The organism is Salipiger sp. H15 (assembly GCF_040409955.1).
Taxonomy (GTDB): Bacteria; Pseudomonadota; Alphaproteobacteria; order Rhodobacterales; family Rhodobacteraceae; genus Salipiger.
In genome coordinates, this window is record NZ_CP123384.1 from 1,432,245 (window position 1) to 1,457,305 (window position 25,061).

General features: G+C 67.7%; 27 protein-coding genes. 10 read left to right on the forward strand and 17 right to left on the reverse strand.

Annotation, left to right across the window (positions count from 1 at the left end; genetic code table 11):
- Window positions 1-78 precede the first annotated feature (78 nt).
- The gene (gene clpA / locus PVT71_RS06995; RefSeq protein WP_353473786.1) at window positions 79-2,406 is read right to left on the reverse strand and encodes an ATP-dependent Clp protease ATP-binding subunit ClpA; all 2,328 of its coding nucleotides are present in this window, start codon (window positions 2,404-2,406) and stop codon (window positions 79-81) included.
- Window positions 2,407-2,559: 153 nt separating this feature from the next.
- On the reverse strand, window positions 2,560-3,321 hold the full coding sequence (gloB, locus tag PVT71_RS07000; RefSeq protein ID WP_353473787.1) for a hydroxyacylglutathione hydrolase: 762 nt from the start codon (window positions 3,319-3,321) through the stop codon (window positions 2,560-2,562).
- 76 nt (window positions 3,322-3,397) lie between these two features.
- On the opposite strand from gloB, the gene PVT71_RS07005 reads away from it, so the two are divergent.
- The 8 genes from PVT71_RS07005 (at window position 3,398) to PVT71_RS07040 (ending at window position 10,429) form a co-directional block, all read left to right on the forward strand.
- Entirely contained in the window at window positions 3,398-4,147 is a 750-nt protein-coding gene (locus tag PVT71_RS07005; RefSeq protein ID WP_353473788.1) for a methyltransferase domain-containing protein, read from the forward strand.
- 381 nt (window positions 4,148-4,528) lie between these two features.
- Window positions 4,529-5,089 (forward strand): F0F1 ATP synthase subunit delta, encoded by a 561-nt coding sequence (locus PVT71_RS07010; RefSeq protein ID WP_353473789.1) that lies wholly within the window; start codon window positions 4,529-4,531, stop codon window positions 5,087-5,089.
- On the forward strand, window positions 5,090-6,628 hold the full coding sequence (gene atpA / locus PVT71_RS07015) for a F0F1 ATP synthase subunit alpha (RefSeq protein WP_353473790.1): 1,539 nt from the start codon (window positions 5,090-5,092) through the stop codon (window positions 6,626-6,628).
- 21 nt (window positions 6,629-6,649) lie between these two features.
- Entirely contained in the window at window positions 6,650-7,528 is an 879-nt protein-coding gene (locus PVT71_RS07020; RefSeq protein ID WP_353473791.1) for a F0F1 ATP synthase subunit gamma, read from the forward strand.
- Window positions 7,529-7,544: 16 nt separating this feature from the next.
- On the forward strand, window positions 7,545-8,969 hold the full coding sequence (atpD, locus tag PVT71_RS07025; RefSeq protein ID WP_353473792.1) for a F0F1 ATP synthase subunit beta: 1,425 nt from the start codon (window positions 7,545-7,547) through the stop codon (window positions 8,967-8,969).
- Between the two features lie 43 nt (window positions 8,970-9,012).
- On the forward strand, window positions 9,013-9,456 hold the full coding sequence (locus tag PVT71_RS07030; RefSeq protein WP_353473793.1) for a F0F1 ATP synthase subunit epsilon: 444 nt from the start codon (window positions 9,013-9,015) through the stop codon (window positions 9,454-9,456).
- A gap of 165 nt (window positions 9,457-9,621) precedes the next feature.
- On the forward strand, window positions 9,622-9,987 hold the full coding sequence (locus tag PVT71_RS07035; RefSeq protein WP_353473794.1) for a VOC family protein: 366 nt from the start codon (window positions 9,622-9,624) through the stop codon (window positions 9,985-9,987).
- A 91-nt stretch (window positions 9,988-10,078) separates the two neighbouring features.
- Window positions 10,079-10,429, forward strand: a complete 351-nt coding sequence (locus tag PVT71_RS07040; protein ID WP_353473795.1) for an H-type lectin domain-containing protein — start codon at window positions 10,079-10,081, stop codon at window positions 10,427-10,429.
- A gap of 24 nt (window positions 10,430-10,453) precedes the next feature.
- Here the strand turns inward: PVT71_RS07040 and PVT71_RS07045 are convergent, their stop codons facing one another.
- The 3 genes from PVT71_RS07045 to PVT71_RS07055 form a co-directional block, all read right to left on the reverse strand.
- Window positions 10,454-10,669: a DUF1127 domain-containing protein gene (locus PVT71_RS07045; protein ID WP_353473796.1), complete on the reverse strand. Its 216-nt coding sequence runs from the start codon at window positions 10,667-10,669 to the stop codon at window positions 10,454-10,456.
- A 120-nt stretch (window positions 10,670-10,789) separates the two neighbouring features.
- Window positions 10,790-11,248: a GNAT family N-acetyltransferase gene (locus PVT71_RS07050; protein WP_353473797.1), complete on the reverse strand. Its 459-nt coding sequence runs from the start codon at window positions 11,246-11,248 to the stop codon at window positions 10,790-10,792.
- A complete protein-coding gene (locus tag PVT71_RS07055; RefSeq protein ID WP_353473798.1) occupies window positions 11,248-12,258 on the reverse strand; it encodes a ribose-phosphate pyrophosphokinase in 1,011 nt (336 codons plus the stop codon). Before PVT71_RS07055 ends, PVT71_RS07050 begins: the two co-directional genes overlap by 1 nt.
- Before the next feature lie 102 nt (window positions 12,259-12,360).
- Between PVT71_RS07055 and PVT71_RS07060 the strand changes: the two genes are divergently transcribed.
- Complete coding sequence (locus PVT71_RS07060) at window positions 12,361-12,960, forward strand: 2-hydroxychromene-2-carboxylate isomerase (protein WP_353473799.1); 600 nt, start codon at window positions 12,361-12,363, stop codon at window positions 12,958-12,960.
- 46 nt (window positions 12,961-13,006) lie between these two features.
- On the opposite strand, the gene plsY is transcribed toward PVT71_RS07060, so the two are convergent.
- The 6 genes from plsY to PVT71_RS07090 all read right to left on the reverse strand — a co-directional run bounded on the left by plsY (window position 13,007) and on the right by PVT71_RS07090 (window position 18,342).
- Complete coding sequence (gene plsY, locus PVT71_RS07065) at window positions 13,007-13,618, reverse strand: glycerol-3-phosphate 1-O-acyltransferase PlsY (protein WP_353473800.1); 612 nt, start codon at window positions 13,616-13,618, stop codon at window positions 13,007-13,009.
- 1 nt (window position 13,619) lies between these two features.
- The gene (gene pyrC / locus PVT71_RS07070; RefSeq protein WP_353473801.1) at window positions 13,620-14,909 is read right to left on the reverse strand and encodes a dihydroorotase; all 1,290 of its coding nucleotides are present in this window, start codon (window positions 14,907-14,909) and stop codon (window positions 13,620-13,622) included.
- Window positions 14,910-14,958: 49 nt separating this feature from the next.
- Window positions 14,959-15,507: an aspartate carbamoyltransferase catalytic subunit gene (locus tag PVT71_RS07075; protein WP_353473802.1), complete on the reverse strand. Its 549-nt coding sequence runs from the start codon at window positions 15,505-15,507 to the stop codon at window positions 14,959-14,961.
- A 12-nt stretch (window positions 15,508-15,519) separates the two neighbouring features.
- Window positions 15,520-16,470 carry an aspartate carbamoyltransferase catalytic subunit gene (locus PVT71_RS07080; RefSeq protein WP_353473803.1) on the reverse strand — a complete coding sequence of 317 codons (951 nt, stop codon included), beginning with the start codon at window positions 16,468-16,470 and terminating at the stop codon, window positions 15,520-15,522.
- 106 nt (window positions 16,471-16,576) lie between these two features.
- Complete coding sequence (gene rsmD, locus PVT71_RS07085; protein WP_353473804.1) at window positions 16,577-17,134, reverse strand: 16S rRNA (guanine(966)-N(2))-methyltransferase RsmD; 558 nt, start codon at window positions 17,132-17,134, stop codon at window positions 16,577-16,579.
- Window positions 17,131-18,342, reverse strand: coding sequence for an FAD-dependent oxidoreductase (locus PVT71_RS07090; RefSeq protein ID WP_353473805.1), 1,212 nt, complete (start codon window positions 18,340-18,342; stop codon window positions 17,131-17,133). The genes rsmD and PVT71_RS07090 overlap by 4 nt, the downstream gene beginning before the upstream one ends.
- Window positions 18,343-18,425: 83 nt before the next feature.
- Here PVT71_RS07090 and PVT71_RS07095 point away from each other — a divergent pair, with 83 nt between their 5' ends.
- Window positions 18,426-18,914 (forward strand): peroxiredoxin, encoded by a 489-nt coding sequence (locus PVT71_RS07095; RefSeq protein WP_353473806.1) that lies wholly within the window; start codon window positions 18,426-18,428, stop codon window positions 18,912-18,914.
- A 178-nt stretch (window positions 18,915-19,092) separates the two neighbouring features.
- On the opposite strand, the gene PVT71_RS07100 is transcribed toward PVT71_RS07095, so the two are convergent.
- The 6 genes from PVT71_RS07100 to PVT71_RS07125 form a co-directional block, all read right to left on the reverse strand.
- A complete protein-coding gene (locus PVT71_RS07100; protein WP_353473807.1) occupies window positions 19,093-19,383 on the reverse strand; it encodes a 4a-hydroxytetrahydrobiopterin dehydratase in 291 nt (96 codons plus the stop codon).
- Complete coding sequence (locus tag PVT71_RS07105; protein WP_353473808.1) at window positions 19,380-20,597, reverse strand: GNAT family N-acetyltransferase; 1,218 nt, start codon at window positions 20,595-20,597, stop codon at window positions 19,380-19,382. The genes PVT71_RS07100 and PVT71_RS07105 overlap by 4 nt, the downstream gene beginning before the upstream one ends.
- 69 nt (window positions 20,598-20,666) lie before the next feature.
- Window positions 20,667-21,425 (reverse strand): glycerophosphodiester phosphodiesterase family protein, encoded by a 759-nt coding sequence (locus PVT71_RS07110; RefSeq protein WP_353473852.1) that lies wholly within the window; start codon window positions 21,423-21,425, stop codon window positions 20,667-20,669.
- Entirely contained in the window at window positions 21,422-21,883 is a 462-nt protein-coding gene (locus tag PVT71_RS07115) for a RidA family protein (RefSeq protein WP_353473809.1), read from the reverse strand. The genes PVT71_RS07110 and PVT71_RS07115 overlap by 4 nt, the downstream gene beginning before the upstream one ends.
- A 105-nt stretch (window positions 21,884-21,988) precedes the next feature.
- Window positions 21,989-23,296, reverse strand: coding sequence for an HlyD family type I secretion periplasmic adaptor subunit (locus tag PVT71_RS07120; protein ID WP_353473810.1), 1,308 nt, complete (start codon window positions 23,294-23,296; stop codon window positions 21,989-21,991).
- Complete coding sequence (locus PVT71_RS07125) at window positions 23,296-25,026, reverse strand: type I secretion system permease/ATPase (protein WP_353473811.1); 1,731 nt, start codon at window positions 25,024-25,026, stop codon at window positions 23,296-23,298. The genes PVT71_RS07120 and PVT71_RS07125 overlap by 1 nt, the downstream gene beginning before the upstream one ends.
- Window positions 25,027-25,061 lie beyond the last annotated feature (35 nt).

Genomic DNA, 25,061 nt, shown 5'->3' on the forward strand with positions numbered 1-25,061 from the left:
CCGCAGCCGCTTCGGGCAAAAGAAAACCTCCCCGCCGGTCGCCCGGCGGGGAGGTTTCTTTTTTCTACGGAACCGCAATCAGTCGGCGGTGAGCAGCGGCGGCTTGCGCGACGAGAGGCGGAGCTTGTCCGGGCCCTCGGCCTTCAGCACGAGCTTGTCGTCCTTCACCGTGACCTTGACGAGGCCACCCTTCACCAGCTTGCCGAAGAGCAGTTCCTCGGCCAGCGGCTTCTTGATGTTCTCCTGGATCACGCGGCCCAGCGGGCGGGCGCCCATCTTGTCGTCGTAGCCCTTTTCCGCCAGCCATTCGGCCGCCGGCTTGGTGAGCTCGATCGACACGTTGCGATCCATGAGCTGCGCCTCGAGTTGCAGCACGAACTTCTCGACGACCGAGAGGATGACCTCCTTCGGCAGCGGCTGGAAGCTGATCACCGCGTCCAGGCGGTTGCGGAATTCCGGCGTGAAGGTCCGCTCGATGGCGGCGGTGTCCTCGCCCTCGCGGCGGTCACGGTTGAAGCCGATCGCCGCCTTGGCCTGCTCCGCCGCACCGGCGTTGGAGGTCATGATGAGGATCACGTTGCGGAAGTCCACGGTCCGGCCGTTGTGGTCGGTCAGCGCGCCGTGGTCCATCACCTGCAGCAGGATGTTGTAGACATCCGGGTGCGCCTTCTCGATCTCGTCGAGCAGGAGCACGCAATGCGGGTGCTGGTCCACGCCGTCGGTGAGCTGGCCACCCTGGTCGAAGCCGACGTAGCCCGGCGGGGCACCGATCAGGCGCGAGACGGCGTGCTTCTCCATGTACTCGGACATGTCGAAGCGCAGCAGTTCCACGCCGAGGCTCGACGCGAGCTGCTTGGCCACCTCGGTCTTGCCGACGCCCGTCGGCCCGGCGAAGAGGTAGTTGCCGATCGGCTTCTCGGGCTCGCGCAGGCCGGCACGGGCCAGCTTGATCGCCGAGGACAGCGCCTCGATGGCGGCGTCCTGGCCGAAGACCACGCGCTTGAGCGCGTTCTCGAGATCCTTGAGGAGCTCGGCGTCGTTCTTGCTGACGTTCTTCGGGGGGATGCGGGCGATCTTCGCCACGACATCCTCGATCTCCTTGGCACCGATGGTCTTGCGGCGCTTGCTCTCGGCCACCAGGTGCTGCGCGGCGCCGGCCTCGTCGATCACGTCGATGGCCTTGTCGGGCAGCTTGCGGTCATTGATGTAGCGGGCCGAAAGCTCGACCGCCGACTTGATCGCGTCCTGGGTGTATTTGACCGAGTGGTGCTCCTCGAAATAGGGCTTGAGGCCCTTGAGGATCTTCACCGCGTCCTCGACCGAAGGCTCGTTCACGTCGATCTTCTGGAACCGGCGGCTGAGCGCGCGGTCCTTCTCGAAGTGCTGGCGGAACTCCTTGTAGGTGGTGGAGCCCATGGTGCGCAGCTTGCCGCCCTGAAGCGCGGGCTTCAGGAGGTTCGAGGCATCCATGGCGCCACCGGAGGTCGCGCCCGCGCCGATCACCGTGTGGATCTCGTCGATGAACAGCACCGCGTCGGGGTGTTCCTCGAGCTCGTTCACCACGGCCTTCAGCCGCTCCTCGAAGTCGCCGCGATAGCGGGTGCCCGCAAGCAGGGCGCCCATGTCGAGCGAGTAGATGGTGGTGTTCGAGAGCACCTCGGGCGTGTCGCCGCTGACAATCTTGCGCGCCAGCCCCTCGGCGATGGCGGTCTTGCCGACGCCGGGGTCGCCCACCAGCAGCGGGTTGTTCTTGCGGCGGCGGCAGAGCACCTGGATGCAGCGTTCCACCTCGTGCTCGCGGCCGATCAGCGGGTCCACGTCGCCCTTGCGGGACTTGGCGTTGAGATCCACGCAGTACTTGGCCAGTGCCGACTCCTTGTTGTCGGAGGCCTGTGCGCTCTCGGTTTTCGTTTCTTCCTCCGACTCCTGCGCGCCGGTAACCGGGCGGCTTTCGCCGTAGGCGGGGTTCTTCGCCACGCCGTGGGCAATGAAGTTGACTGCGTCGTAACGGGTCATGTCCTGCTCTTGCAGGAAGTAGGCGGCGTTGCTCTCGCGCTCGGCGAAGATCGCGACGAGCACGTTGGCCCCGGTCACCTCGGTGCGGCCGGAGCTCTGGACGTGGATGGCCGCGCGCTGGATCACGCGCTGGAACGCGGCCGTCGGCACGGCCTCGGACCCCTCGACATCGGTGACGAGGTTGGAAAGGTCTTCGTCGATGAATTCAACGAGCGTGGTACGCAGCTCCTCGGTGTCGACCGAGCAGGCTTTCATAACGCGAGCGGCGTCGGGTTCGTCGATGAGGGCCAGGAGAAGGTGCTCGAGAGTCGCAAATTCGTGGCTGCGGGAGTTCGCCAGCGCCAGGGCCGAATGAATTGCCTGCTCAAGAGTGTTCGAGAATGAAGGCACGGCGTGCTCCTTCCTGTCTGCGTCGGGCCCCGGGCCCAACATTGCCTCTTACCGTTAAAGTTTGGTCGATCAGGACCATCCTTCAAGTGTTTTCTAGGATAGCGGCGCTCACATTTGCCGTGGGACGTGCAACGTGGCGTGAAAAGCGGCGGCCTAGAAGCGGTCTTTCCTGGCGCGGATTTCGGCGAAGACAGCGGCGTTGGTCGCCTCGGTCAAACCGAGCCGCTCGCGGATCTCGGGGGAGTCCGGTCGCAGGAAAGGGTTGGTGGCCAGTTCCTCGGACAGCGCGCAGGAGGCGGTGGGTCGCCCCTCTGTCCGGGCTTTGGCGATGGCGTCACTCCGAGATTTAAGCTCGGAGTTCTCAGGTTCAATAGTAAGCGCAAATCGGGCGTTGGCGGAAGTGTATTCGTGGCCCGAGCAGACGATCGTCTCGGGGGGGAGCGCCATGAGCCTCTGCATCGAGGCCCACATCATCTCGGCGTCGCCTTCGAACAGCCTTCCGCAGCCGAGCGCCATGAGGCTGTCGGCGGTGAACACCGCCTGCGCCTGCGGCATGTAGAAGGCGATATGGCCCAGCGTGTGGCCCGGAACGTCGATCACGTGCACGCCGACCCCGCCCACCGAGAACTCGTCGCCGCCGCCGACAAGCTGGTCGAGCCCGTCGATCTTCGCGGCCTCGGCGCGCGGTCCGATCACGGTGCAGCCGTAGCGGTCGCGCAGCGGCGCGATTCCCTCGACGTGGTCGTGGTGGTGGTGGGTGATCAGAATCGTGTCCAGCGACCAGCCCCGCGCGTCGAGCGCCGCCTCGATCGGCGCGGCCTCGGGCGCGTCGATCAGGATCACTCCCTCGGGGCCCTTGACCAGGTAGGCGTAGTTGTCGCTCAGGCAGGGGACCGTGACGATGTCGAGGGGCATGGCTTTTCCTTCAAGGCTTTGACAGAGTGACTCGCGAGAGTACTCCGAAGAGTGACGCAAGGGACAACGAGCCGCAATGCATCCGGATGTGCAGGCGCTTCGCGACTTCTATTATCGCAGCGCGCTTGGCCGCGCGGCGCGTGGCGCCCTGCGCGACCAGGTGCTGCGCTTCTGGCCCGAGGCGCAGGGGCTGAACGTCGCGGGCTACGGCTTTGCCGTGCCGGTGCTGCGTCCCTACCTCGCGCAGGCGCGGCGGGTGATCGCGCTGATGCCCGCGCCGCAGGGGGTGATGCGCTGGCCCGCCGGGATGCCGAACGTGTCGGTGCTGACCGAGGAGATGCTCTGGCCGGTGGAGACCGGGCACCTCGACCGGCTGGTGGTCATGCACGGGCTCGAGACCTGCAACAACATCACCGCGCTGCTCGACGAGTGCTACCGCACGCTGGGTCCGGGCGGCGAGGTGCTGTTCATCGTGCCCAACCGCTCGGGGCTCTGGGCGCGGTCGGAAAGCACGCCCTTCGGTCAGGGCCGGCCCTATTCGCTGAGCCAGCTCGACGCGCAGCTGAGGGCGCATGACTTCCTGCGGGTCTCGAACGCCTCGGTGCTCTACCAGCCGCCCTCGACCCGGCGCTTCTGGATGAAGACCGCCCCGGTCTGGGAACGGATCGGCCGCACCGTCCCGGCGGTGATGGCCGGCGGGGTGCTGATGGTGCGCGCCTCGAAGCGCTACCCGCCGCAGCGCAAGGGGCTCGGCGAGCGGGTACGCCTGCCCAGCCCGCTCGAGGTGCTGACCCCCGCGCCGAGCAAGGAGCCAAAGCCCGTCTGAAGGCCGATTTGAGGTGGAAAGATTCGGTTTCGGCGGGTCCCGGGCGGCATATCGCCCTAAGATTGTGACCTGACAGATACGTTTGCGCTAGCGTGACGCGTGATCAGAAACCGCGCCCCCATGCGGCATTATTTCCATCGCTCACGAAAAAGCGAGACATTCCATAGCTCTGCCCGCCGCAATGCGGCGCGGCACCGGTCAGGAGCCGGAAAACCCACGCTCAGCAGATGGTTAAATGGCCGTTAGCATGTTGCGAGGTGCCCATCCCTCTGCTAGATCGGCGCTGATTTCGACGCCCTGAGGGCATCAGGGCAGGGACAACGCCTCCGGACGCCGGATCACTTCCGTGCGTCGCGGGGGCCTCATATCGGAAGGGTGGACGTGTCTGAACCAGCTTCGATCTCCAGCGGCATCGCGGCACGCTATGCCACGGCGGTCTTTGGGATCGCCAAAGAGGAAAAAGCGCTCGATAAGCTCGAGAGCGGTATCGACGATCTGTCCGCCGCGCTGGGCGAAAGCGCCGAGCTGAAGGATCTGATCTCTTCGCCGGTCTACACCCGCGAAGCGCAGGGCAAGGCTATCACTGCTGTCGCCGCGAAGATGGGCCTCGCGCCCGTGCTGACGAACACGCTGGGGCTGATGGCCTCGAAGCGCCGTCTCTTCGCGCTGCCGCAACTGATCGCCCACCTGCGCGAGATGATCGCTGCAGAAAAGGGTGAGGTGACCGCCGAGGTGACCTCCGCCATCGAGCTGACCCCGGCTCAGGCCTCCGAGCTCGCCGCGACCCTCAAGTCGCAGATCGGCTCGGACGTGAAGATCAAATCGACCGTGGATGAGAGCCTCATCGGCGGTCTCGTTGTTAAGGTGGGCTCGAAGATGGTCGACACGTCGATCCGCTCGAAGCTCAACTCCCTCCAGAATGCAATGAAAGAGGTCGGATAAATGGGTATCCAAGCAGCCGAGATTTCTGCGATCCTAAAGGAGCAGATCAAGAACTTCGGTCAGGAGGCCGAAGTCGCAGAAGTGGGTCGCGTGCTGTCCGTCGGTGACGGTATCGCACGTGTCCACGGTCTCGACAGCGTGAAAGCCGGCGAGATGGTCGAGTTCCCGGGCGGCATCATGGGCATGGCGCTGAACCTGGAAGCGGACAACGTCGGCGTGGTGATCTTCGGCTCCGACCGGGACATCAAGGAAGGCGACGTCGTCAAGCGCACCAACTCGATCGTGGACGTGCCGGCGGGTGAAGCCCTGCTCGGCCGCGTGGTCGACGGCCTCGGCAACCCGCTCGACGGCAAGGGCCCGATTGCAGCCTCCGAGCGTCGCATCGCCGACGTGAAGGCCCCCGGCATCATCCCGCGCAAATCGGTGCACGAGCCGATGGCAACCGGCCTCAAGTCGGTCGACGCGATGATCCCGATCGGCCGTGGCCAGCGCGAGCTGATCATCGGCGACCGCCAGACCGGCAAGACCGCGATCGCGCTCGACACCATCCTGAACCAGAAGTCGTACAACGACGCCGCCGGCGACGACGACAGCAAGAAGCTGTACTGCGTCTACGTGGCGATCGGCCAGAAGCGCTCGACCGTTGCGCAGCTGGTGAAGCGTCTGGAAGCAACCGGCGCGATCGACTACTCGATCGTCGTGGCCGCAACCGCGTCCGACCCGGCACCGATGCAGTACCTCGCGCCCTACACCGCGACCGCGATGGCCGAGTACTTCCGCGACAACGGCAAGCACGCCCTCATCATCTATGATGACCTGTCCAAGCAGGCCGTGTCCTACCGCCAGATGTCGCTGCTTCTGCGCCGTCCGCCGGGACGTGAAGCCTACCCGGGCGACGTGTTCTACCTCCACTCGCGCCTGCTCGAGCGTTCGGCGAAGCTGAACGAGGATCACGGTGCCGGCTCGCTGACCGCGCTGCCGATCATCGAGACCCAGGGCGGCGACGTGTCGGCCTTCATCCCGACCAACGTGATCTCGATCACCGACGGCCAGATCTTCCTCGAGACCGAACTGTTCTTCCAGGGCATCCGCCCGGCCGTGAACACCGGTCTGTCGGTGTCGCGCGTGGGCTCGTCCGCTCAGACCAAGGCGATGTCCTCGGTTGCCGGCCCGGTGAAACTGTCGCTCGCGCAGTACCGCGAGATGGCGGCCTTCGCCCAGTTCGGTTCGGACCTCGATGCGTCGACCCAGAAGCTGCTGAACCGTGGCGCGCGCCTGACCGAGCTGATGAAACAGCCGCAGTACTCGCCGCTGACCAACGCCGAGATCGTCTGCATCATCTTCGCGGGCACCAACGGCTACCTGGACAACGTTCCGGTGAAGGAAGTCGGCAAGTACGAAGCAGCCCTGCTCGCGTTCCTGCGCGGCCAGCGCAAGGACATCCTCGACTGGATCGAAACCACCGATCCGAAGATCAAGGGTGAACCCGCGGACAAGCTGAAGGCAGTGCTCGACGAATTCGCCGCGACCTACGCCTGAGCGCCCTGAAAGGACAGGATTATGCCTAGCCTCAAGGACCTCAAGAACCGCATCTCCTCGGTCAAGTCGACCCGGAAGATCACCAAGGCCATGCAGATGGTGGCCGCCGCAAAACTGCGGCGGGCACAGGATGCGGCCGAGATGTCGCGGCCTTACACCGAGCGCTTCAACGCGCTGCTCGGTGCTCTGGCCGCGTCGGTGGGCGGTAGCGCGACTGCGCCGAAACTGCTCTCGGGAACCGGGAACGACGACGTGCACCTGCTCGTCGTCATGACCGCCGAGCGCGGCCTTTGCGGGGGCTTCAACAGCTCCATCGTGAAGAAGGCGCGGACCCATATCGAAACGCTCAAGTCCGCTGGCAAGACGGTGAAGATCCTCACCGTCGGCAAGAAGGGCCGCGAGCAGCTCAAGCGTGACTACGGCGACCTGTTCGTCGGTCACGTCGACCTGAGCGATGTCAAGAAGATCGGCTACGCCGACGCCCAGGGCATCGCGAAGGACATCATCGTGCGTTTCGACGCCGGCGAGTTCGACGTGGCGACCATCTTCTACTCGAAGTTCCAGTCGGTGATCTCCCAGGTCCCGACGGCGCAACAGGTGATCCCGGCGCAGTTCGACGCGCCCGAGGGTGACGCTGGCGGGTCCACGCTCTACGAATACGAGCCCGGCGAGGAAGCCATCCTTGCCGATCTCCTGCCCCGTGGCGTCGCAACCCAGATCTTCTCGGCTCTGCTGGAGAACGCGGCCTCGGAACAGGGGGCTCGGATGAGCGCCATGGACAACGCCACGCGCAACGCGGGCGACATGATCGACAGGCTGACGATTGAGTACAACCGTTCGCGTCAGGCGGTCATCACCAACGAACTGATCGAAATCATCTCGGGCGCCGAGGCGCTCTAAGAACCGGAGACGATAAATGGCAAACGCAAAAGGCAAAGTGACCCAGGTCATCGGCGCCGTGGTCGACGTGAAGTTCGACGACCACCTGCCCGAGATCCTGAACGCGCTGACCACCGAAAACGAAGGCAAGAAACTGGTTCTGGAAGTCGCCCAGCACCTGGGTGAGAACACCGTTCGCACCATCGCCATGGACGCGACCGAAGGTCTCGTCCGCGGCCAGGCCGTGGCAGACACCGGCGGCCCGATCTCGGTGCCGGTCGGCAACGCGACCCTCGGCCGTATCCTGAACGTCGTCGGCGAGCCCGTCGACGAAAAGGGCCCGGTCAACGCAACCGAGACCCGCTCGATCCACCAGCCGGCCCCGCAGTTCGACGAACAGTCGACCGAGTCGGAAATCCTGGTCACCGGCATCAAGGTCATCGACCTGCTGGCGCCCTACGCCAAGGGCGGCAAGATCGGCCTGTTCGGCGGCGCCGGCGTGGGCAAGACCGTTCTCATCATGGAACTGATCAACAACATCGCAAAGGTGCACTCGGGCTTCTCCGTGTTCGCCGGTGTTGGCGAGCGGACCCGTGAGGGCAACGACCTCTACCACGAGATGATCGAATCCAACGTGATCAAGCCCGACAACCTCGAGGAATCGCAGGTGGCGCTGGTCTACGGCCAGATGAACGAACCGCCGGGAGCCCGTGCTCGCGTCGCCCTGACCGGCCTGACCCTGGCCGAGCAGTTCCGTGACCAGTCCGGCACCGACGTTCTGTTCTTCGTGGACAACATCTTCCGCTTCACGCAGGCAGGCTCGGAAGTGTCCGCACTTCTCGGCCGTATCCCGTCCGCAGTGGGCTACCAGCCGACGCTGGCAACCGACATGGGCGCGATGCAGGAACGCATCACCTCGACCAAGAACGGCTCGATCACCTCGATCCAGGCCGTGTACGTGCCCGCGGACGACCTTACCGACCCGGCGCCCGCCACGACCTTCGCGCACCTCGACGCGACGACCGTTCTCAACCGTTCGATCTCCGAACTCGGCATCTACCCGGCCGTGGACCCGCTCGACTCCTCGTCGCGCCTCCTCGACCCGGCCGTGATCGGCGAAGAGCACTACAACGTTGCCCGTGACGTGCAGGGTATCCTCCAGCGCTACAAGTCGCTGCAGGACATCATCGCGATCCTCGGCATGGACGAACTGTCGGAAGAGGACAAGCTGACCGTGGCCCGCGCCCGGAAGATCCAGCGCTTCCTCAGCCAGCCGTTCGACGTGGCGAAGGTGTTCACCGGCTCCGACGGTGTGCAGGTTCCGCTTGAGGACACCATCAAGTCGTTCAAGGCTGTGGTGAACGGCGAGTACGACCACCTGCCGGAAGGCGCCTTCTACATGGTCGGCGGCATCGACGAAGTGCTCGCGAAGGCCGAGAAACTGGCCGCAGACGCAGCCTGAGACCAGCGGGGGGCTTCGCGCCCCCCAGTAACCGGAGGCCCAAATGGCTGAAACGATGCAATTCGACCTGGTGAGCCCCGAGCGCAACCTGATGTCGGCTGCCGTCAAGGCAGTGCAGATTCCGGGCACCGAGGGCGATCTGACGGCGATGCCCAACCACGCGCCGATGATCACCACGCTGCGTCCGGGCATCCTCAAGGTCGAGACCGAGACCGGCACGCACGAGTTCGTCGTCACCGGCGGCTTTGCCGAGATCGGTCAGTCGGTCAGCGTGCTGGCCGAGAAGGCCGTGCCGCATGGCGACATGGACCAGGCGACCTACGACGCGCTCGTGGAAGAAGCTGTCATGGCCTACAAGGCCGCGAAGGAAGCTGCTCCCGAGAACGAGCCGGGCCCCGTGGACGAGGCAGCCAAGCTGCTTCAGGACATGGTGGCGGTGGGCACGCATATCGGGCTCGACCCGAAAGCGGCCAACCTCAACTACTGAGCCTGGCGTTCGAGACATGCAAAGGCCCCGCGCAAGCGGGGCCTTCTGCTTTTCCGGGGTGCGGTCTTCCGGGAAGCAGGGGAGGGGGCAGGGAGGGGTTGCTGCTGCCAGTTCCTGACAGGGCCCGGGGCTAGACAGGGCGCAGAACACCTGCAGGAGCCCGTCATGACCCCCAACCTCATCCTCTTCTACGTCGCCGACCCGGTCGCCAGCGCGGCCTTCTACGAGAAGCTGCTCGGCACGCCGCCCGAGGCGGTCTTTCCGACCTATGCCGCCTTTGCCTTCGAGGGCGGGCTGACGCTGGGCCTCTGGTCGGAGACCGCGCGGGATTTCGTCTCGGGCGGCAGCGGCCACCGTTCCGAGCTGGCCTTCATGGTCCCCACGGATGCCGAGGTCGAGCGCCTGCACGCGGCCTGGCGCGCGATGGGCGTCGAGATCGAGCAGGCGCCGCTCGACGCGGTCTTCGGGCGCACCTTCGTTGCCCGCGATCCCGACGGCCACCGCATCCGCGTCTGCACGCCGGACGACTGAGCGCCAAGCTCCGACCCCTTCAGGGAAAATTCCCATTCCAATCGCCGGAGAGTTGCACAAGACTGCCGGCGAAGAGGATGGGGAAGGACTGATGCGGAAATTGCGCGGCGCCTGGGTCGGGATCGACCAGGGCAACGAGGATCTGTTTTCGGAATTCGAGAGCGGCGGAAGCATGTGGACCGGCTCGGGCGAGCGCGAGCGCCGGCGCCGGATCGCCTTTTCCGAGCCCTTCGCGAGCCCGCCGAACGTTCAGGTCTCGCTGTCGCTCTGGGACATCGACAATGGCGGGAACATCCGTGCCGACCTCGGGGCCGAGAATGTCTCGGAGACGGGGTTCGACATGGTGTTCCGCACATGGTCCGACACGCGCGTGGCGCGCGTGCGTCTGTCCTGGATGGCGATCGGGGAGGTGCGGGGCGAGGATGACTGGCTCATCTACTAGCCGGCCGCGGGGAGGCTGCGGCCCTCAGCGGCCGTAGGCGGCTTGCCAGGCGATGTCGCGGATGTTGGCGCGGTGGAAGCCGATGTCGGCGAGTTCGCGATCGCTGAAGGCTTCAAGCTCGTTCACCACGCGGTGGTATTCGGCGCGGCGCGAACGGGCGAGCCGGAAGCGTGCGAAGATGCGGCTGAAGGAACCGCGTCGGGAATCGGTCGGAAGACTGTGAATGTCCGTCGTTGCCATGATGGCCTCCTGATTTCGGGATGGCGCTCACATCGGGATTTCCGGCCGGACTCACAAGCCACGTAAGGAGAACCCCGCAATGCAGACTCTGCATGGCGGGAAAAAACCGTGGCGGGGGGCTCAGATAGGCTTTTCGAAATAGACCCGGTCAAAGCCCTTCTCGGTCACCCGGCCGGTCTCGCGGTAGCCGAGACGGGGGTAGAGCACGAGATTCTCGGTCATCAGGACGTTGGTGTAGAGACGGATTCGGTCGAAACCGGCGTCGCGCGCCTCGGTCTCGGCGAGTTCCATGAGCGCGCGGCCGACACCCTTGCCCTGCGCGCGGGGCGAGACGGCGATGTTGTCGAGCAGCAGCGCGTCCGCCTGCGGCAGCAGCACCAGGAGGCCCGCCACCTCGCCGCCGGTCTCGGCCACGTGGACGCGCTCCGCGGCGATCAGCGCCGCGTAGTCGTCGAGCATCGGGCCGGGCTCGCGCCCCATGCGCGGGATGTAGGGGGAATAGGCGGCCTCGACGATCGCTTCGATCGCAGCGAGGTCCGCGGGGCGCGCCCGCCGGATGAGCGGCGGGCGCGAGGCCATCAGAGGATGCCTTCGTAGATCGGGCCGAGCACTTCGGTCTCGAACAGCGACGACACCGAGGTGCCGTTCCAGATGTTCAGGATCGCCTGTGCGAAGATCGGCGCGGTCGGCAGGATGCGGATGTTCGGCGCGGCGGCGACGGCATCGGTGGCGGCGATCGAGTCGGTGATCACCAGCGACTTCATCACCGACTTGGTGACGCGCTCGACGGCGGGGCCGGACAGCACGCCGTGGGTGATGTAGGCGTGCACCTCGGTCGCGCCGTGGTCCATCAGCACCTCGGCGGCCTTGCACAGCGTGCCGGCGGTGTCGCAGATGTCGTCGACGATGATGCACTTCTTGCCGGTGACGTCACCGATCACGGTCATCTCGGCGATCTCGCCCGGCTTCTCGCGGCGCTTGTCGACGATGGCGAGCGGCGCGTTGATCCGCTTGGCCAGCTCGCGGGCACGGGCCACGCCGCCGACGTCCGGCGAGATCACCATGACGTCCTGCAGCGAGTCCTTGAACTGCTGCTGGATGTCGAGCGCGAAGATCGGCGAGGCGTAGAGGTTGTCGACGGGGATGTCGAAGAAGCCCTGGATCTGCGCGGCGTGCAGGTCCATGGTCAGCACCCGCTCGACGCCGGCCTCGTGGATCATGTTGGCGACCAGCTTGGCGGTGATCGGGGTGCGCGCCTTGGTGCGGCGGTCCTGGCGGGCGTAGCCGAAGTAGGGGATCACGGCGGTGATGCGCGCGGCCGAGGACCGGCGCAGCGCGTCGGCCATGATCAGCAGTTCCATCAGGTTGTCGTTCGCCGGGTTCGAGGTCGGCTGGAGGATGTACATGTCCTCGCCGCGGACGTTCTCGTAGACCTCGACGAAGATTTCCTGGTCGTTGAACCGCTCGACGCGCGCATCGACGAGCCCGACGGCGCCTCCGCGATAGAGCGACATGCGGCGCGCGATGGCAGTCGCGAGCGGCTTGTTGGCATTACCCGCGATGAGCTTGGGTTCGATGACGGTGGGCATTTGGGAGGCTCCGGCGTTACGGAATGACAGATTCGTGACGTTGCGGTCGCCTTAACACGCAGTTAGCGTGGGGCAAAGATACACGGAAGGGCATGTGACCCCATGGCACAAATCCAGTACTATTTTTCGATGTTGTCGCCCTTTGCCTACCTCGCCGGGCCGCGGTTCGAGGAGGTTGCGGCGAAGCACGGGGCCGAGGTGGTCTACAAGCCCTTCGACATCATGGCGCTCTTCCCGCGCACCGGCGGCGCGCCCCTCGGCCAGCGTCACCCGTCGCGGATCGACTACCGCAACGTCGACCTGCCGCGGCAGGCGCGCAAGGCCGGGCTGCCGCTGAACCTCAAGCCGATGTTCTGGCCGACCAATGCCGCGCCGGCCTCCTACGCGATCATCGCGGCGGACCGGGCCGGGGGCGGCAATCTCGGCGGGCTGATCCACACGCTGTTGCGGAACTGCTGGGCCGAGGAGAAGGACATCGCCGAGGATGCGGTGATCAAGGCGGCGCTCGAGGCGAACGGCTTCGATCCGGCGTTGGCCGACAGCGGGCTGCTGGTCGGGGCCGAGACCTACGCGGCAAACCTTGAAGAGGCGGTGGGGGCCGGGGTCTTCGGATCGCCCTTCTGGATCACCGAGGCGGGCGAGAAGTTCTGGGGACAGGACCGGATCGAGGATCTCGACCTGCACCTCGGCGGCAAGCTCTGAACGGCGCGGCCCGGCTTGCCGCCGGGCCCTGCCATGCCTTTGAAGGTCAGCCCTTCTGGCCGATCTTCGACTCGGTGCCCTTGCGGATGCGGTCGATGTTGCTGCGGTGCCGCCAGAAGATCAGCGCGGTCAGCACCAGCGTCAGCGCGGTCATCTCGATCTGGCCGAAGAGCACCATCCAGACCGTCGAGAGCAGCGCCGCCACCAGCGCGCCCACCGACGAGATGCGCGACATGGCCGCCCCGGCAAGCCAGGTGGCGCAGGTGATCAGCCCGACCGGCCAGTGCAGCGCAAGGACGAGGCCGATGAAGGTCGCGACGCCCTTGCCGCCCTTGAACTTCAGCCAGACCGGGTAGCAATGGCCGAGGAAGGCCGCGAGACCTGCGAGCTGCGCCGCGTCCTCGCCCGCCAGCCAGCGCGCCAGCAGCACCGCCACCGCGCCCTTGCCGCCGTCGAGGATCAGCGTGCCCGCCGCCGCGGCCTTGTTGCCGGTGCGCAGCACGTTGGTCGCGCCGATGTTGCCCGAGCCGATCGAGCGCAGGTCGCCGAGGTTCATGGCTCGGGTCAGCAGCAGGCCGAAGGGGATCGAGCCGAGCAGGTAGCCCAGCACCGCCCAGAGGGTCAGCACGGGAGCCGAAGAGGTGATCTCGGGCAGCATGTCAGGCGCTCCAGACGGGGGTGCCGGCGACGAGCGTCTGCAGGACCTTGCCCTGCAGACGCGCGCCGTCGAAGGGCGTGTTCTTGGATTTCGACTGCAGCTTGAAGCGGTCGAGGATGAAGGGCTTGTCGGCGTCGAAGATCACGAGATCGGCCGGCGCGCCCGCCGCGAGGCGGCCGCAGTCGAGGCCGAGCCTCTTGGCGGGGTTCAGTGACAGGCCGCGGAACAGCGTGGGCAGGTCGACCTCGCCCGCGTGGTAGAGCCGCAGCAGCACCGGCAGCATGGTCTCGAGACCCACCGCGCCCGAGGCGGCCTCCTCGAAGGGAAGGCGCTTGGATTCCTCGTCCTGCGGCGTGTGGAACGAACCGATCACGTCGATCAGCCCGCCGCGCAGCGCCTCCAGCACCGCCTGCCGGTCGTCTTCCGAGCGCAGCGGCGGCGTCACCTTGAAGAAGGTGCGGTAGTCGGCCACGTCCATCTCGTTGAGCGTGAGGTGGTGCATCGAGATGCCCGCGGTCACGTCGAAGCCGTTGTTCTTCGCCCGCTCCAGCGCCGGAAGCGCGCGGGCGGTGGTGATCTGGTCGGCGTGGTAGCGCACGCCGGTCATCTCGACGAGCGCGATGTCCCGGTCGAGCCCCATGCGCTCGGCCATCGGCGAGACCGAGGGCAGCCCGCGGAGCGAGGCGAACTTGCCCGAGCTGGCGGCGGCGCCCTTGGACAGGATCGGCTCCTGCGGGTGGCCGATGACCAGCGCACCGAGCGAGCGGGCATAGGTCATGGCGCGCGACAGCACCTTGGTGTCGGTCACCACGCGGTCGCAATCGGTGAAGGCCACGGCCCCCGCGTCGAGCAGGAAGCCGAGCTCGGTCATCTCGCGCCCCTCGCGGCCCTTGGTCAGCGCGGCCATGGGCAGCACGTTGACCGGCGCGGTCTCGTTGGCGCGGCGGCGGATGAATTCCAGCACCTCGGGCGTGTCGATGGCCGGCGCGGTGTCGGGGCGGGTGACCATGGTGGTCACGCCCCCGGCGGCGGCGGCAAGCCCTGCGGTCTTGAAGCTTTCCTTGTGGCGCTCTCCCGGCTCGCCCACCTTGACGCCTAGATCGACGATGCCCGGCGCCACGTAGGCGCGGTTCAGGTCCTGCGCCTCGGTCTGCCCGGCCAGCTTGGCGATCTCGTCGGCCGAGGTCACCACCGCCTTGATCCGGCCACCCGAGAGCAGCAGCGCGCCTTCCGAGACGGTTCCGGCCTCGGGGTCGATCAGCCGGGCGTTGTAGAGCAGCTTGTCTTTCATTCGGAGGCTCCGGAAGGCGAGGTCAGGGTCGGGGCGGCGGGCGGGCGCATCAGGCCGCCCGGAAGAAGGCGGCGAGCAGCAGCAGCGCCAGCACGCCGAGCCCGAGAAGAACGTAGGTCAGCACGCGGCTGCGCGGCGCCGGGCCACCGGGGCCGGGGCGATCCATGCTGCCGCGCGTCGAGGTGCTGCGCAGCCGGCGGGCGGGCGCGCCGGAGCCGCCGGCCTCGTTGAAGGTGCCGATCCAGCGCAGCGGGCTCGAGATCGTCAGGTCCTGCGAGGTGTGGTCGAAGGCCGGGCTGGGCAGGATCACCACGTGGCCCTTCAGCGCGTCGATGCGCGGCTTCATCTCGCGGAAGGCGTCGCCGCCCAGCTGGTAGGCCTCGGCAAGGTAGGACGAGAGCGACATCTCCCCGAGGTCGCGGATCGAGACCACGTCGATCCGCGATGGCCGCAGCCTGCGCGCGCCAAGCGCGTATTGCAGCGGGAACTCCCCGGTGCCGGCCTGGGTGGTGAACCGCTCGACCGCCTCGGGGGGCAGGTCGAGGTGAAAGAGGCGCACCTCGCCGTCCATCGATCCGTTGATGTGCATCTTGGTCATGCCGCCCCCCGCTCAGACCGCAAGGTCGGTGGGCCGGGCACGCAGGTTGCGCGCCAGCAGGTCCATCGCCGCCATGCGCACGGCGACACCCATCTCGACCTGCTCCTGGATCACCGAGCGGTTGATGTCGTCGGCGATGGTGCCGTCGATCTCGACGCCGCGGTTCATCGGGCCGGGGTGCATGACGATGGCATCGGGCTTGGCATGGGCGAGCTTCTCGGCGTCGAGGCCCCAGCGGTGGTAATACTCCCGCTCGGAGGGGATGAAGCCGCCGTCCATGCGCTCTTTCTGAAGCCGCAGCATCATCACCACGTCGACGTCCTTCAGCCCCTCGGCCATGTCGTCGTAGACCTCGGCGCCGAAGTCGGCGATGCCCGAGGGCATCAGCGTGGCGGGGCCGACGAGCCGGATGCGGTTCTCCATCTTGTGCAGCAGCAGCAGGTTCGAGCGCGCCACGCGCGAATGGGCGATGTCGCCGCAGATGGCGATGTTGAGCCGGTGCAGCCGGCCCTTGGCGCGGCGGATGGTCAGCGCGTCGAGCAGCGCCTGCGTCGGGTGCTCGTGCTTGCCGTCGCCGGCGTTGATCACCGCGCAGTTCACCTTCTGCGCCAGCAGGTCCACCGCGCCGGACTGGGGATGGCGCACGACCAGCAGGTCGGGATGCATGGCGTTGAGCGTGAGCGCCGTGTCGATCAGCGTCTCGCCCTTCTTGATCGAGCTCGCCTGCATCGACATGTTCATCACGTCCGCCCCGAGCCGCTTGCCCGCCAGCTCGAAGCTGGACTGCGTGCGGGTCGAGTTCTCGAAGAACATGTTGATCTGGGTGAGCCCGGCCAGCGCGTTGGCGTGCTTGTCGCGCTGGCGCGACAGGGTCACGTAGCGCTCGGCCAGATCGAGCAGGGTGGTGATTTCATCCGGACGAAGGGGCTCGATGCCCAGAAGATGGCGCTGGTCGAAACGCATGGATCGGCTCCCCTGAAGTTGCGGCGGTTATAGAAACGCAGGGCCCGCGCGACAAGTGGTCGCGAATTTCCGGCAAGTCGCCGCCCCCACGTCAGGCGCCGTCCGCTCAGGGCGCCTCGAGCAGCGTCACCGTCGTGTCGCCGTAGCGGCGGCTGTCGAGCGGGGCGAACCCCTCGGGCGCCGCCTGCGGGCCGCTCTCTTCCCAGACGATCAGCGCGCCCGGGGCGAGCCAGCCCTGCGCCCGTGCCGCCTCGAGCGCCCGGCCGCCGAGCGACTGGCCGTAGGGCGGATCGAGGAAGACCAGCGTCGCCTGCGCCTCGGCGGCGGGCAGGCGGGTGGCATTGCAGGAAAGGAGCCGCGCCCGGTCCTCGCAGCCGAGCAGGCGGATGTTCTGCCGGATCAGCTTCTGCGCCACGCGCCCGTCGTCGACGAAGGTGGCCGAGACCGCGCCGCGCGACAGCGCCTCGAGCCCCAGCGCGCCGGTGCCGGCGAAGAGGTCGAGCACCGTCGCCCCCTCGAAGGGCTCGCCGAAGCGCCCGCCGCCCAGCATGTTGAAGAGGCTCTCGCGCACCCGGTCGGTGGTCGGGCGCAGATGCGCGCCCGGATCGCCCTTGCCGACGGCGCTCAGCGCCCGGCCGCGCCAGTCTCCGGCGATGATCCTCATGGCTTCAGCAACGCCTTGAGGTCGCTTTCCGCATCGGCCACCACCTCGGGATCGGCGCTCCTGCCGGCCTCGATCAGCCGCTTGCCGACCATGTAGGCGCGCGGATCGTTCATCGCGTCGAGCGCGATCAGCCGGCCCTCGCGGTAGTACCAGTGCGACACCGGCCCCGCGCCGCCATCCCGCACCACGACCCGGTCGTAGCCCGCGTTGAGCCCGGCGATCTGCAGCTTCACGTCGTACTGGTCGGACCAGAACCACGGCTTCGGCTGGTAGGGCGCATCCGCTCCCATGATGTTGTCGGCCACCGCCTCGGCCATGTCGATGGCATTGCCGACGCTCTCGAGCCGCATCTGCGCGCCGCCGAGCGGGAAGGAGGCGCAGTCGCCCGCGGCCCAGACGCCGGGGGCCGAGCAGCGGCCCATCGCGTCGGTGCGGATGCCGTTCTGGATGGCGATGCCCGCGGCCTCGGCGACCGAGGTCTCGGGCAGGATGCCGACGCCGACGATGACGAAATCGACCGGCAGGCTGGTGCCGTCGGTCAGCTCCGCCGCCGTGACCCTGCCATCCACGCCGACCAGCCGGCCAAGCCCGACGCCCTCGCGCAGGTCGACGCCATGGCCCGCGTGCAGGGCGCGGAACCAGTCCGAGGTCTCGGGCGCGGCGACGCGCTGCAGGATGCGCTCGGCCATCTCGACCAGCGTCACCTGCAGCCCGAGCTTGCAGGCCACCGCCGCCGCCTCGAGCCCGATGTAGCCGCCGCCGACGATCAGCACCCGGGCGCCCGGGGTGAAGCGGGCGCGCATGGCGTCGACGTCGGCGATGCCGCGCACGACGCAGACGCCGTCGAGCTCGCCGCCGATCGCGGCGGGCAGGCGGCGCGGCGCCGAGCCGGTGCAGAAGACCAGATCGTCATAGGCGATCTCGCGCCCGCCCGCGATGACATGGCGCGCCCCGGTGTCGACCGACACGGCGGGCTCGCCCAGCATCAGCGTGATGTCCTGCTCGTCGTAATAGGCGCGCGGGCGGAGGTAGAGCCGGTCCTTTTCCATCTCGCCCAGCAGGTAGGCCTTGGAGAGCGGCGGGCGCTGGTAGGGCGGCTCGGTCTCGGCGCCGATCACGGTGATCTCGCCCTCGAACCCCTTGCCGCGCAGCCGCGCCACCAGCGAGGCCGCGGCCTGTCCCGCGCCGATCACCACAACATGCCCCATGCCCGTCCTCTTTCCGCTTTCCCGTGAGTTGCGCGAAACCTATATCTCGCCATGTCGGAAACGCAAATGATGGAGAGAGACGCATGGCGCTATCCGCTGGAGACACGCTTCCCGAGGCAACGCTGGTGAAGATCGGCGCGGCCGGCCCCGAGCAGGTCGCGCTCAAGGACAAGGTGAAGGGCCGCACGGTGGTGATCTTCGCCGTTCCCGGCGCCTACACGCCGACCTGTTCCTCGGCGCACGTACCGAGCTTCATCCGCACCAAGGACGGCTTTGACGCCAAGGGCGTCGACGAGATCATCTGCGTCTCGGTCAACGATCCCTTCGTGATGAAGGCCTGGGGCGAGGCCACGGGCGCGACCGAGGCCGGGCTGACCATGCTCGCCGATCCCGAGAGCGCCTTCACCACCGCGATCGGCATGGAGTTCTCGGCGCCGCCCGCCGGGCTGCTGCAGCGCTCGAAGCGCTACGCGATGCTGGTCGAGGACGGGGTGGTGAAGCTCTTCCACGCCGAGGAGAGCCCGGGCACCTGCGAGATCTCGGGCGGCGAGGCGCTGCTGGCCGCGCTCTGAGCCGAGACACGACCGGCGGCGCTGCTGGCGTCGCCGGATTTGCGTATTTGGAAAGAGAAGAAGGACAAGGCTGCGCTTCTTCTCTTTCCAAATACGCATGGCGCGACCTTGCCGCGGGCGCGGCGGGTGGCAGGGGCGCCGCGCCGGGCGCCGCCGCCCGGCGCTTCTCGCCTGCGGCTCAGAGCGAGTCGAGCTTGCGCGCGAGCTTGGCGTCGAGCGCCGAGAGCCCGCCCACGTCATGGGTGGTGAGCTTCACCTCCACCGTCCTGTAGACGTTGCGCCAGTCCGGGTGGTGGTTCCACTTCTCGGCCCAGAGCGCGGCGCGGGTCATCCAGCCGAAGGCCTCGGTGAAATCGGCGAAGGTGAAGGTCTTGCAGAGCGTGTCCTCGGCCTCGTTCAGCTCCCAGCCGTTTTCGAGCAGCGGGGCCAGCATCGTGTCGCGGCCGGTGTCGGAGAGCTTTTCGGTCATTGGGTGTCCTTCCCGTGGTCCTTTCGGAACGGCCCGTAGGCGGTGAGCACCTCGATGTCCTCGTCCACGGCCCGTGCCTCGGCCTCCAGATAGTGCGCCACGGCGCGGGCAAAGCCCTTGTCGGGGAACCAGTGCAGCGAATGGGTCAGGCTCGGCAGGTATCCGCGCGCCAGCTTGTGCTCGCCCTGCGCCCCGGCCTCGACCCGCGACAGATCCCGCGCGATGGCGAAGTCGATGGCCTGATAGTAGCACGCCTCGAAATGCAGGCAGGGGTGATCCTCGGTGCAGCCCCAGTAGCGGCCGAACAGCGCGTCGCGGCCGATGAAGTTGAGCGCGCCCGCCACCGGCCGGCCGTCGCGCTCGCAGAGCACCAGCGCCACGTCGCCGCGCATCGTCGCATGGACCTCGTCGAAGAAGGCGCGGGTCAGGTACGGGGTGCCCCACTTCCTGCCGCCGGTGTCCTGGTAGAAGGTCCAGAAGGCGTCCCAGTGTTCGGGCTCGATCTCGTCGCCGGTCAGCATGCGGATGTCGCCGCCGAAGTCCTGCGCCCGGGCGCGCTCCTTGCGGATCGCCTTGCGCTTGCGCGAGCTGAGGTCGGCGAGGAAGGCCTCGAAATCCGCGTAGCCGCGGTTCAGCCAGTGGAACTGCTGGGTGATCCGCCGCAGGAGCCCCATGCGCTCGCCGGCGATGGCCTCGCCTTCGGTGCAGAAGGTGACATGCAGCGAGGAAAGGTCGTTCTCGGCAGTGACCTGCACCGCGCCCTGCACCAGCGCCGTCATGCCCTCGGCCTCGTGGCCGGGGCGGGTGAGGAAGCGCCGCCCGGTGGCGGGGGTGAAGGGCACGGCGATCTGCAGCTTGGGATAGTAGCGCCCGCCCGCCTGCTCGTAGGCATGGGCGAAGCTGTGGTCGAAGATGTACTCGCCCTGGCTGTGGCCCTTGGCGTAGAGCGGCGCCACGGCGATGATCCGTCCTGCCTTTTCCGCCACGAGGTAGCGCGGGTCCCAGCCGGTGCCGCGCCCGACCGAGCCGGAGCGCTCGAGCGCGCGCAGGAAGCGCCAGGTGGTGAAGGGATCGTCCGGGCGTCCGCCCTGCGCCGCCTCGGGGCAGGCACAGGCGTCCCAGTCCTCCTCGGCGATCTGCTGCAGCGAGGTCAGCATCCGGACGGCGATGGCGCCGCCAGTGGCCTGGTCCGGGCGGTGGCTCTGATCGGTCATGGCGTGATCTCGGCGCTGGGCATCCTGTGGGCACTATCTGACCCCGGCGGCGCCGGGATCAAGACACGCTCACGCGAGATAATGCTCGAAGGTCACGTTCTGGGCCACGGCGCGGGCCTGTGCCTCCTGCTCGGGCGAGCGGATGGTCCAGCAGAGGATCGCCGCGCCCTGCTGCCTGAGCTCGGCCACGCGCGGCGAGGCGAGATCGGTCCAGCCGTGCGAGATGAAGCTGGCGCCGGTGCGGGCGTAGTCGGGGATGCCGCGCAGCTCCTCGAGCCGCGAGCCCGGCACGCCCGGCCAGTCGTGGGGGGCGAAGGCCTCGGTGGTCAGCCCGCGCGGCACCTTCGGGGCGAGCCGGGCCATGCGCGCGACGGAATGCGGGTTGAAGGACATGACCGCGACCGGGCCCTCGTAGCCGCGCAGCGCGTTGGTCACGGCGGTCTCGAGCGGGCCGACGTCCGGCCCGAGCGCGCCGTCCTGGTCCTTGATCTCGATGAGCAGCGGCACGCGGCCGGCGACCAGTTCCAGCACCTCGGCGAGGGTCGGGATGCCCTCGTCGCTGCCCTTCAGCCGCAGCGCCGAGAGCTCGGCCGCGTCGCGCGCGCCGAGCAGCCCGCGCGCCCCGGTCAGCCGTTCGAGCCGCTCGTCGTGAAAGACCATCGGCACCCCGTCGGAGGAGAGCTGCAGGTCGATCTCGATGCCGTAGCCCGCCTCGATCGCGGCGGAGATGGCGGACAGGGAATTCTCGGGGCGGCCCGCCGCGAGGTCGTGCAGGGCGCGGTGCGCGATGGGCCGTTCGAGAAAGGCGGCGGGCAGATCGGTCATCAGGCGAGCTCGAAGATCGCTTCGATCTCGACCGCCACGCCGAGGGGCAGGGCCGCGGCGGAGACGGCGGAGCGCGCGTGCTTGCCGGCGTCGCCGAAGACCGCGACCATCAGGTCCGAGGCGCCGTTGATCACCTTGGGCTGCTCGGTGAACTCGGGGGTGGAGTTGACGAAGCCCACCAGCTTCACCACGCGCTTCAGCTTCGACAGGTCGCCGTCGCAGGCGGCCTTGGCCTGGGCGATCAGCGCCAGCGCGCAGCGCTGCGCGGCCTTGGCGCCGGCCTCGACATCGAGCGTGTCGCCGAGCTTGCCGGTGATCAGGCCGTCCTCGCCCATGCTGATCTGGCCCGAGACGTAGAGCATGGTGCCGCTCTTCACGAAGGGCACGTAGTTCGCGGCCGGGGCAGGGGCGTCCGGCAGCGTCAGGCCGAGCTCTTCAAGGCGGGCGGTGATATCGGTCATGGGGGCCTCCTTCTGGTCTGAGCGGACGCTAGACCCCGGCGGGGGCAAAGAAAAGGGGCCGCGATCCGGATGGATGCGGCCCCTCATCAAAAGTGTGGCGCGTCGTTACTCGCGGAACGCCTTCGAGAAGTAGTCGGTGAAGGGTTTCACGAGGTAGGCGAGCGGGGTGCGGTCCGCGGTGCGCAGGAAGGCCTCGACCGGCATGCCGGGCACCAGGGTCGAGCCCTCGGGCAGGCGTTCGATCTGGCCCTCGTCGAGCATGATCTCGGCGCGGTAGAAGCTGGACGAGGTGTGCTGGTCGGTGAAGGCGTCGGCCGAGATCTGCGTCACCGTGCCGAAGGTCTCCGGCGTGCGGCGCTGGTCGAGCGCCGAGAAGCGCAGCGTCACCTTCTGGCCGACATGGACCTGGTCGATGTGGATCGGCGGCACCTGCGCGGTGATCACCAGCGGGCGATCCTGCGGCACGAGGTAGAGCACCGGGTCGGCGGCACGGATCACCGAGCGCGGCGCAAAGACCGTCAGCCCGTAGACCACGCCGCTGACGGGCGCGCGGATTTCCATCCGCTTGAGCTTCTCGAGCAGGGCCGAGCGCTGCTCGGCAAGCTCGCGCTCGCGGTACTGCATGTCGCGCAGCTGGGTGATCGCCTCTTCGCGGCGCGTGGTCGAAAGCTTCAGCACCTCGATGTCGATCTCGGTCATCCGGCCCTCTGCCTCGGCCTTCTGCGCGGTGAGATCACCCACCTCGCCCGAGAGCCGTGCCTCCTCGCGCTGCAGGGCGAGCACGCGGCTCGCCTGCGCGAGGCCGCGGTCGAGCAGGGATTGCTGGTCGCCCAGTTCCTTCTCGATCAGCGCCAGCTGGTTCTTCAGCGCGGTCTGCTGCGCGTCGATCCCCTCGACCTGGTTGCCGATCTGCTCGCGGCGCTTGGTCAGCTGCTCGGTCTCGCGCTCGAGCGTGTCGAGCCGGGCGAAGAAGAGGGTGCGCTGGCCTTCGACCAGCTCGTCCACTTCCTTGTCGTACTCGGCCACCTTCAGCAGCGTGTCGTCGAAGGTCAGCTCGTCGGAGTTGTCACGCTCGGCCTGCAGGCGGGCGCGGCGGGCGACGAGTTCGAAGTACTGGCCCTCGACGATGTTCAGCTCGGACTGCAGCAGCGTCGGGTCGAGCTTGACCAGCACCTGGCCCTCCTCGACCGTGTCGCCCTCGTCGACGAGGATCTCCTGCACCACGCCGCCGTCCGGGTGCTGCACGACCTGGCGGTTGCGCTCGACCTGGATCTGGCCGCCGGCGACGATGGCGCCGGAAATGTTGGTGGTCGCCGCCCAGGTGCCGAAGCCCCCGACCAGCAGCAGCAGGGCGCCGAGCCCCAGCATCAGCGGTTTTCTCAGCGGGAATCGCTTGTCGGTCTCTTGCGACATCAGCGGACACCTCCGGGCCCGGCGTGCCGGGTAATCTGTTCGTGGTTCTTGACTTGCGAGCGCAGCACCTCGTCCTTCGGACCGAAGGCGACGCGGGCGCCGTGCTCGAGCATCAGCAGCATGTCGCATTCGCGGATCGCGGCCGGGCGGTGCGCCATGATGAGCACGGCCTTGCCCTCTTCCTTGAGGCGGCGGATCGCGGCGTTCACCGCCTCGCTGCCCTCGTTGTCGAGGTTCGAGTTGGGCTCGTCGAGCACGAGGATGACGGGATCACCGTACATCGCCCGGGCCAGGCCGATGCGCTGCATCTGGCCGCCCGAGAGCCGCCCGCCGGTGGCGGTGACGCGGGTGTCGTAGCCCTTGGGCAACTTGAGGATCATCTCGTGCGCGTCGGCCTTCTTGGCCGCCTCGACGATCTTCTCGGGATCGGGCTGGGCGGCAAGCCGGGCGATGTTCTCGGCGATGGTGCCGTCGAACAGGCTCACCCGCTGCGGCAGGTAGCCGATGTGCTTGCCGAGATCCTCGTCATACTGGTCGAGCGTCGCGCCATCGAGGCGGATGCGCCCGCCGGCGGGACGCCAGACCCCGGTGATCGCGCGGGCGAGCGTCGACTTGCCGGCCCCCGAGGAGCCGATCACGCCCACGGCGTGGCCCGGCTGCAGGTCGAAGGACACGAGGCGCAGCGCGGCCTGCTGCTCTCCCGGCGGCACGACGGTGAGCTGTTGCACCTCGAGCAGGGCGCGCGGCTTCGGCAGCGCGGTGCGGGACGGCTCCGCGGGCATCTCGCCCAGGAGGTCCGAGAGGTTGTCCCAGCCCTTGCGGGCGCGGGTCACCAGCGGCCATTGCCCGATGGCAAGCTCGATCGGTGCGAGCGCGCGGCCCATCAGGATCGAGCCGGCGATCATCGCACCGGCGGTCAGCTCGTTCTTCAGCACCAGGTAGGCGCCAAGACCCAGCATCGCCGACTGCAGCAGCATCCGGAAGCTCTTGGTCATGGTGGAGAAGGTGCCGACGAGGTCGTTGGTCGAGATCTGGCCGCTCAGCGATTCCGAGCGGGCGCGGTCCCAGCGCTGGAAGGCGGCGCGGCGCATGCCCATGGCCTGCACCGTCTCGGCGTCGAGGCGGATCTGCTCGGAGGTCTGCTCGGCGATCAGCACGGCGCGGTTGGATTTCAGCGTCGGCGTGCGGCTGAGCGTCTGGTTGAGCACGGTGATGACCACCAGCACCAGCCCGCCGATGATGGCGAGGTAGCCGAGCCAGGCGTGGAAGACGAAGATCCCCGCGATGAAGAGCGGGGTGAAGGGCAGGTCGAAGAGCGCCATGAGCACCGGCGAGGCGATGAAGCGCTGCACGGCCTCGAGGTCCTTCAGGCCGGTCGCGGCGAGCTCGTCCATCTTGACCGAGGAGCGCCGGATCACGGCGTCGAAGACGCGCATGTCGAGCGCCGCCTGGAAGCGCGCGGCGACGCGGGCCATGACCCGTCCGCGGGCGTAGTCGATCACGCCCATCATGCCGTAGAGGAACACCACGAGCGCGGTCAGCGCCAGCAGCGTCGCCTCGGACCGGGAGCCGAGCACGCGGTCATAGACCTGCAGCATGTAGAGCGGGCCGGTGAGCATCAACAGATTGACAAAAAAACTGAAAATGCCGACAAACCAGTAGTAGGGCCGGCTTTGCTTGCGGATGGCAGCGAGTTCGTCTGCCCCTGCGGCTTTAACTCTATTTTGCATGAGCGCTATATCGCTCTCCAATCTTGAAGTTCCCG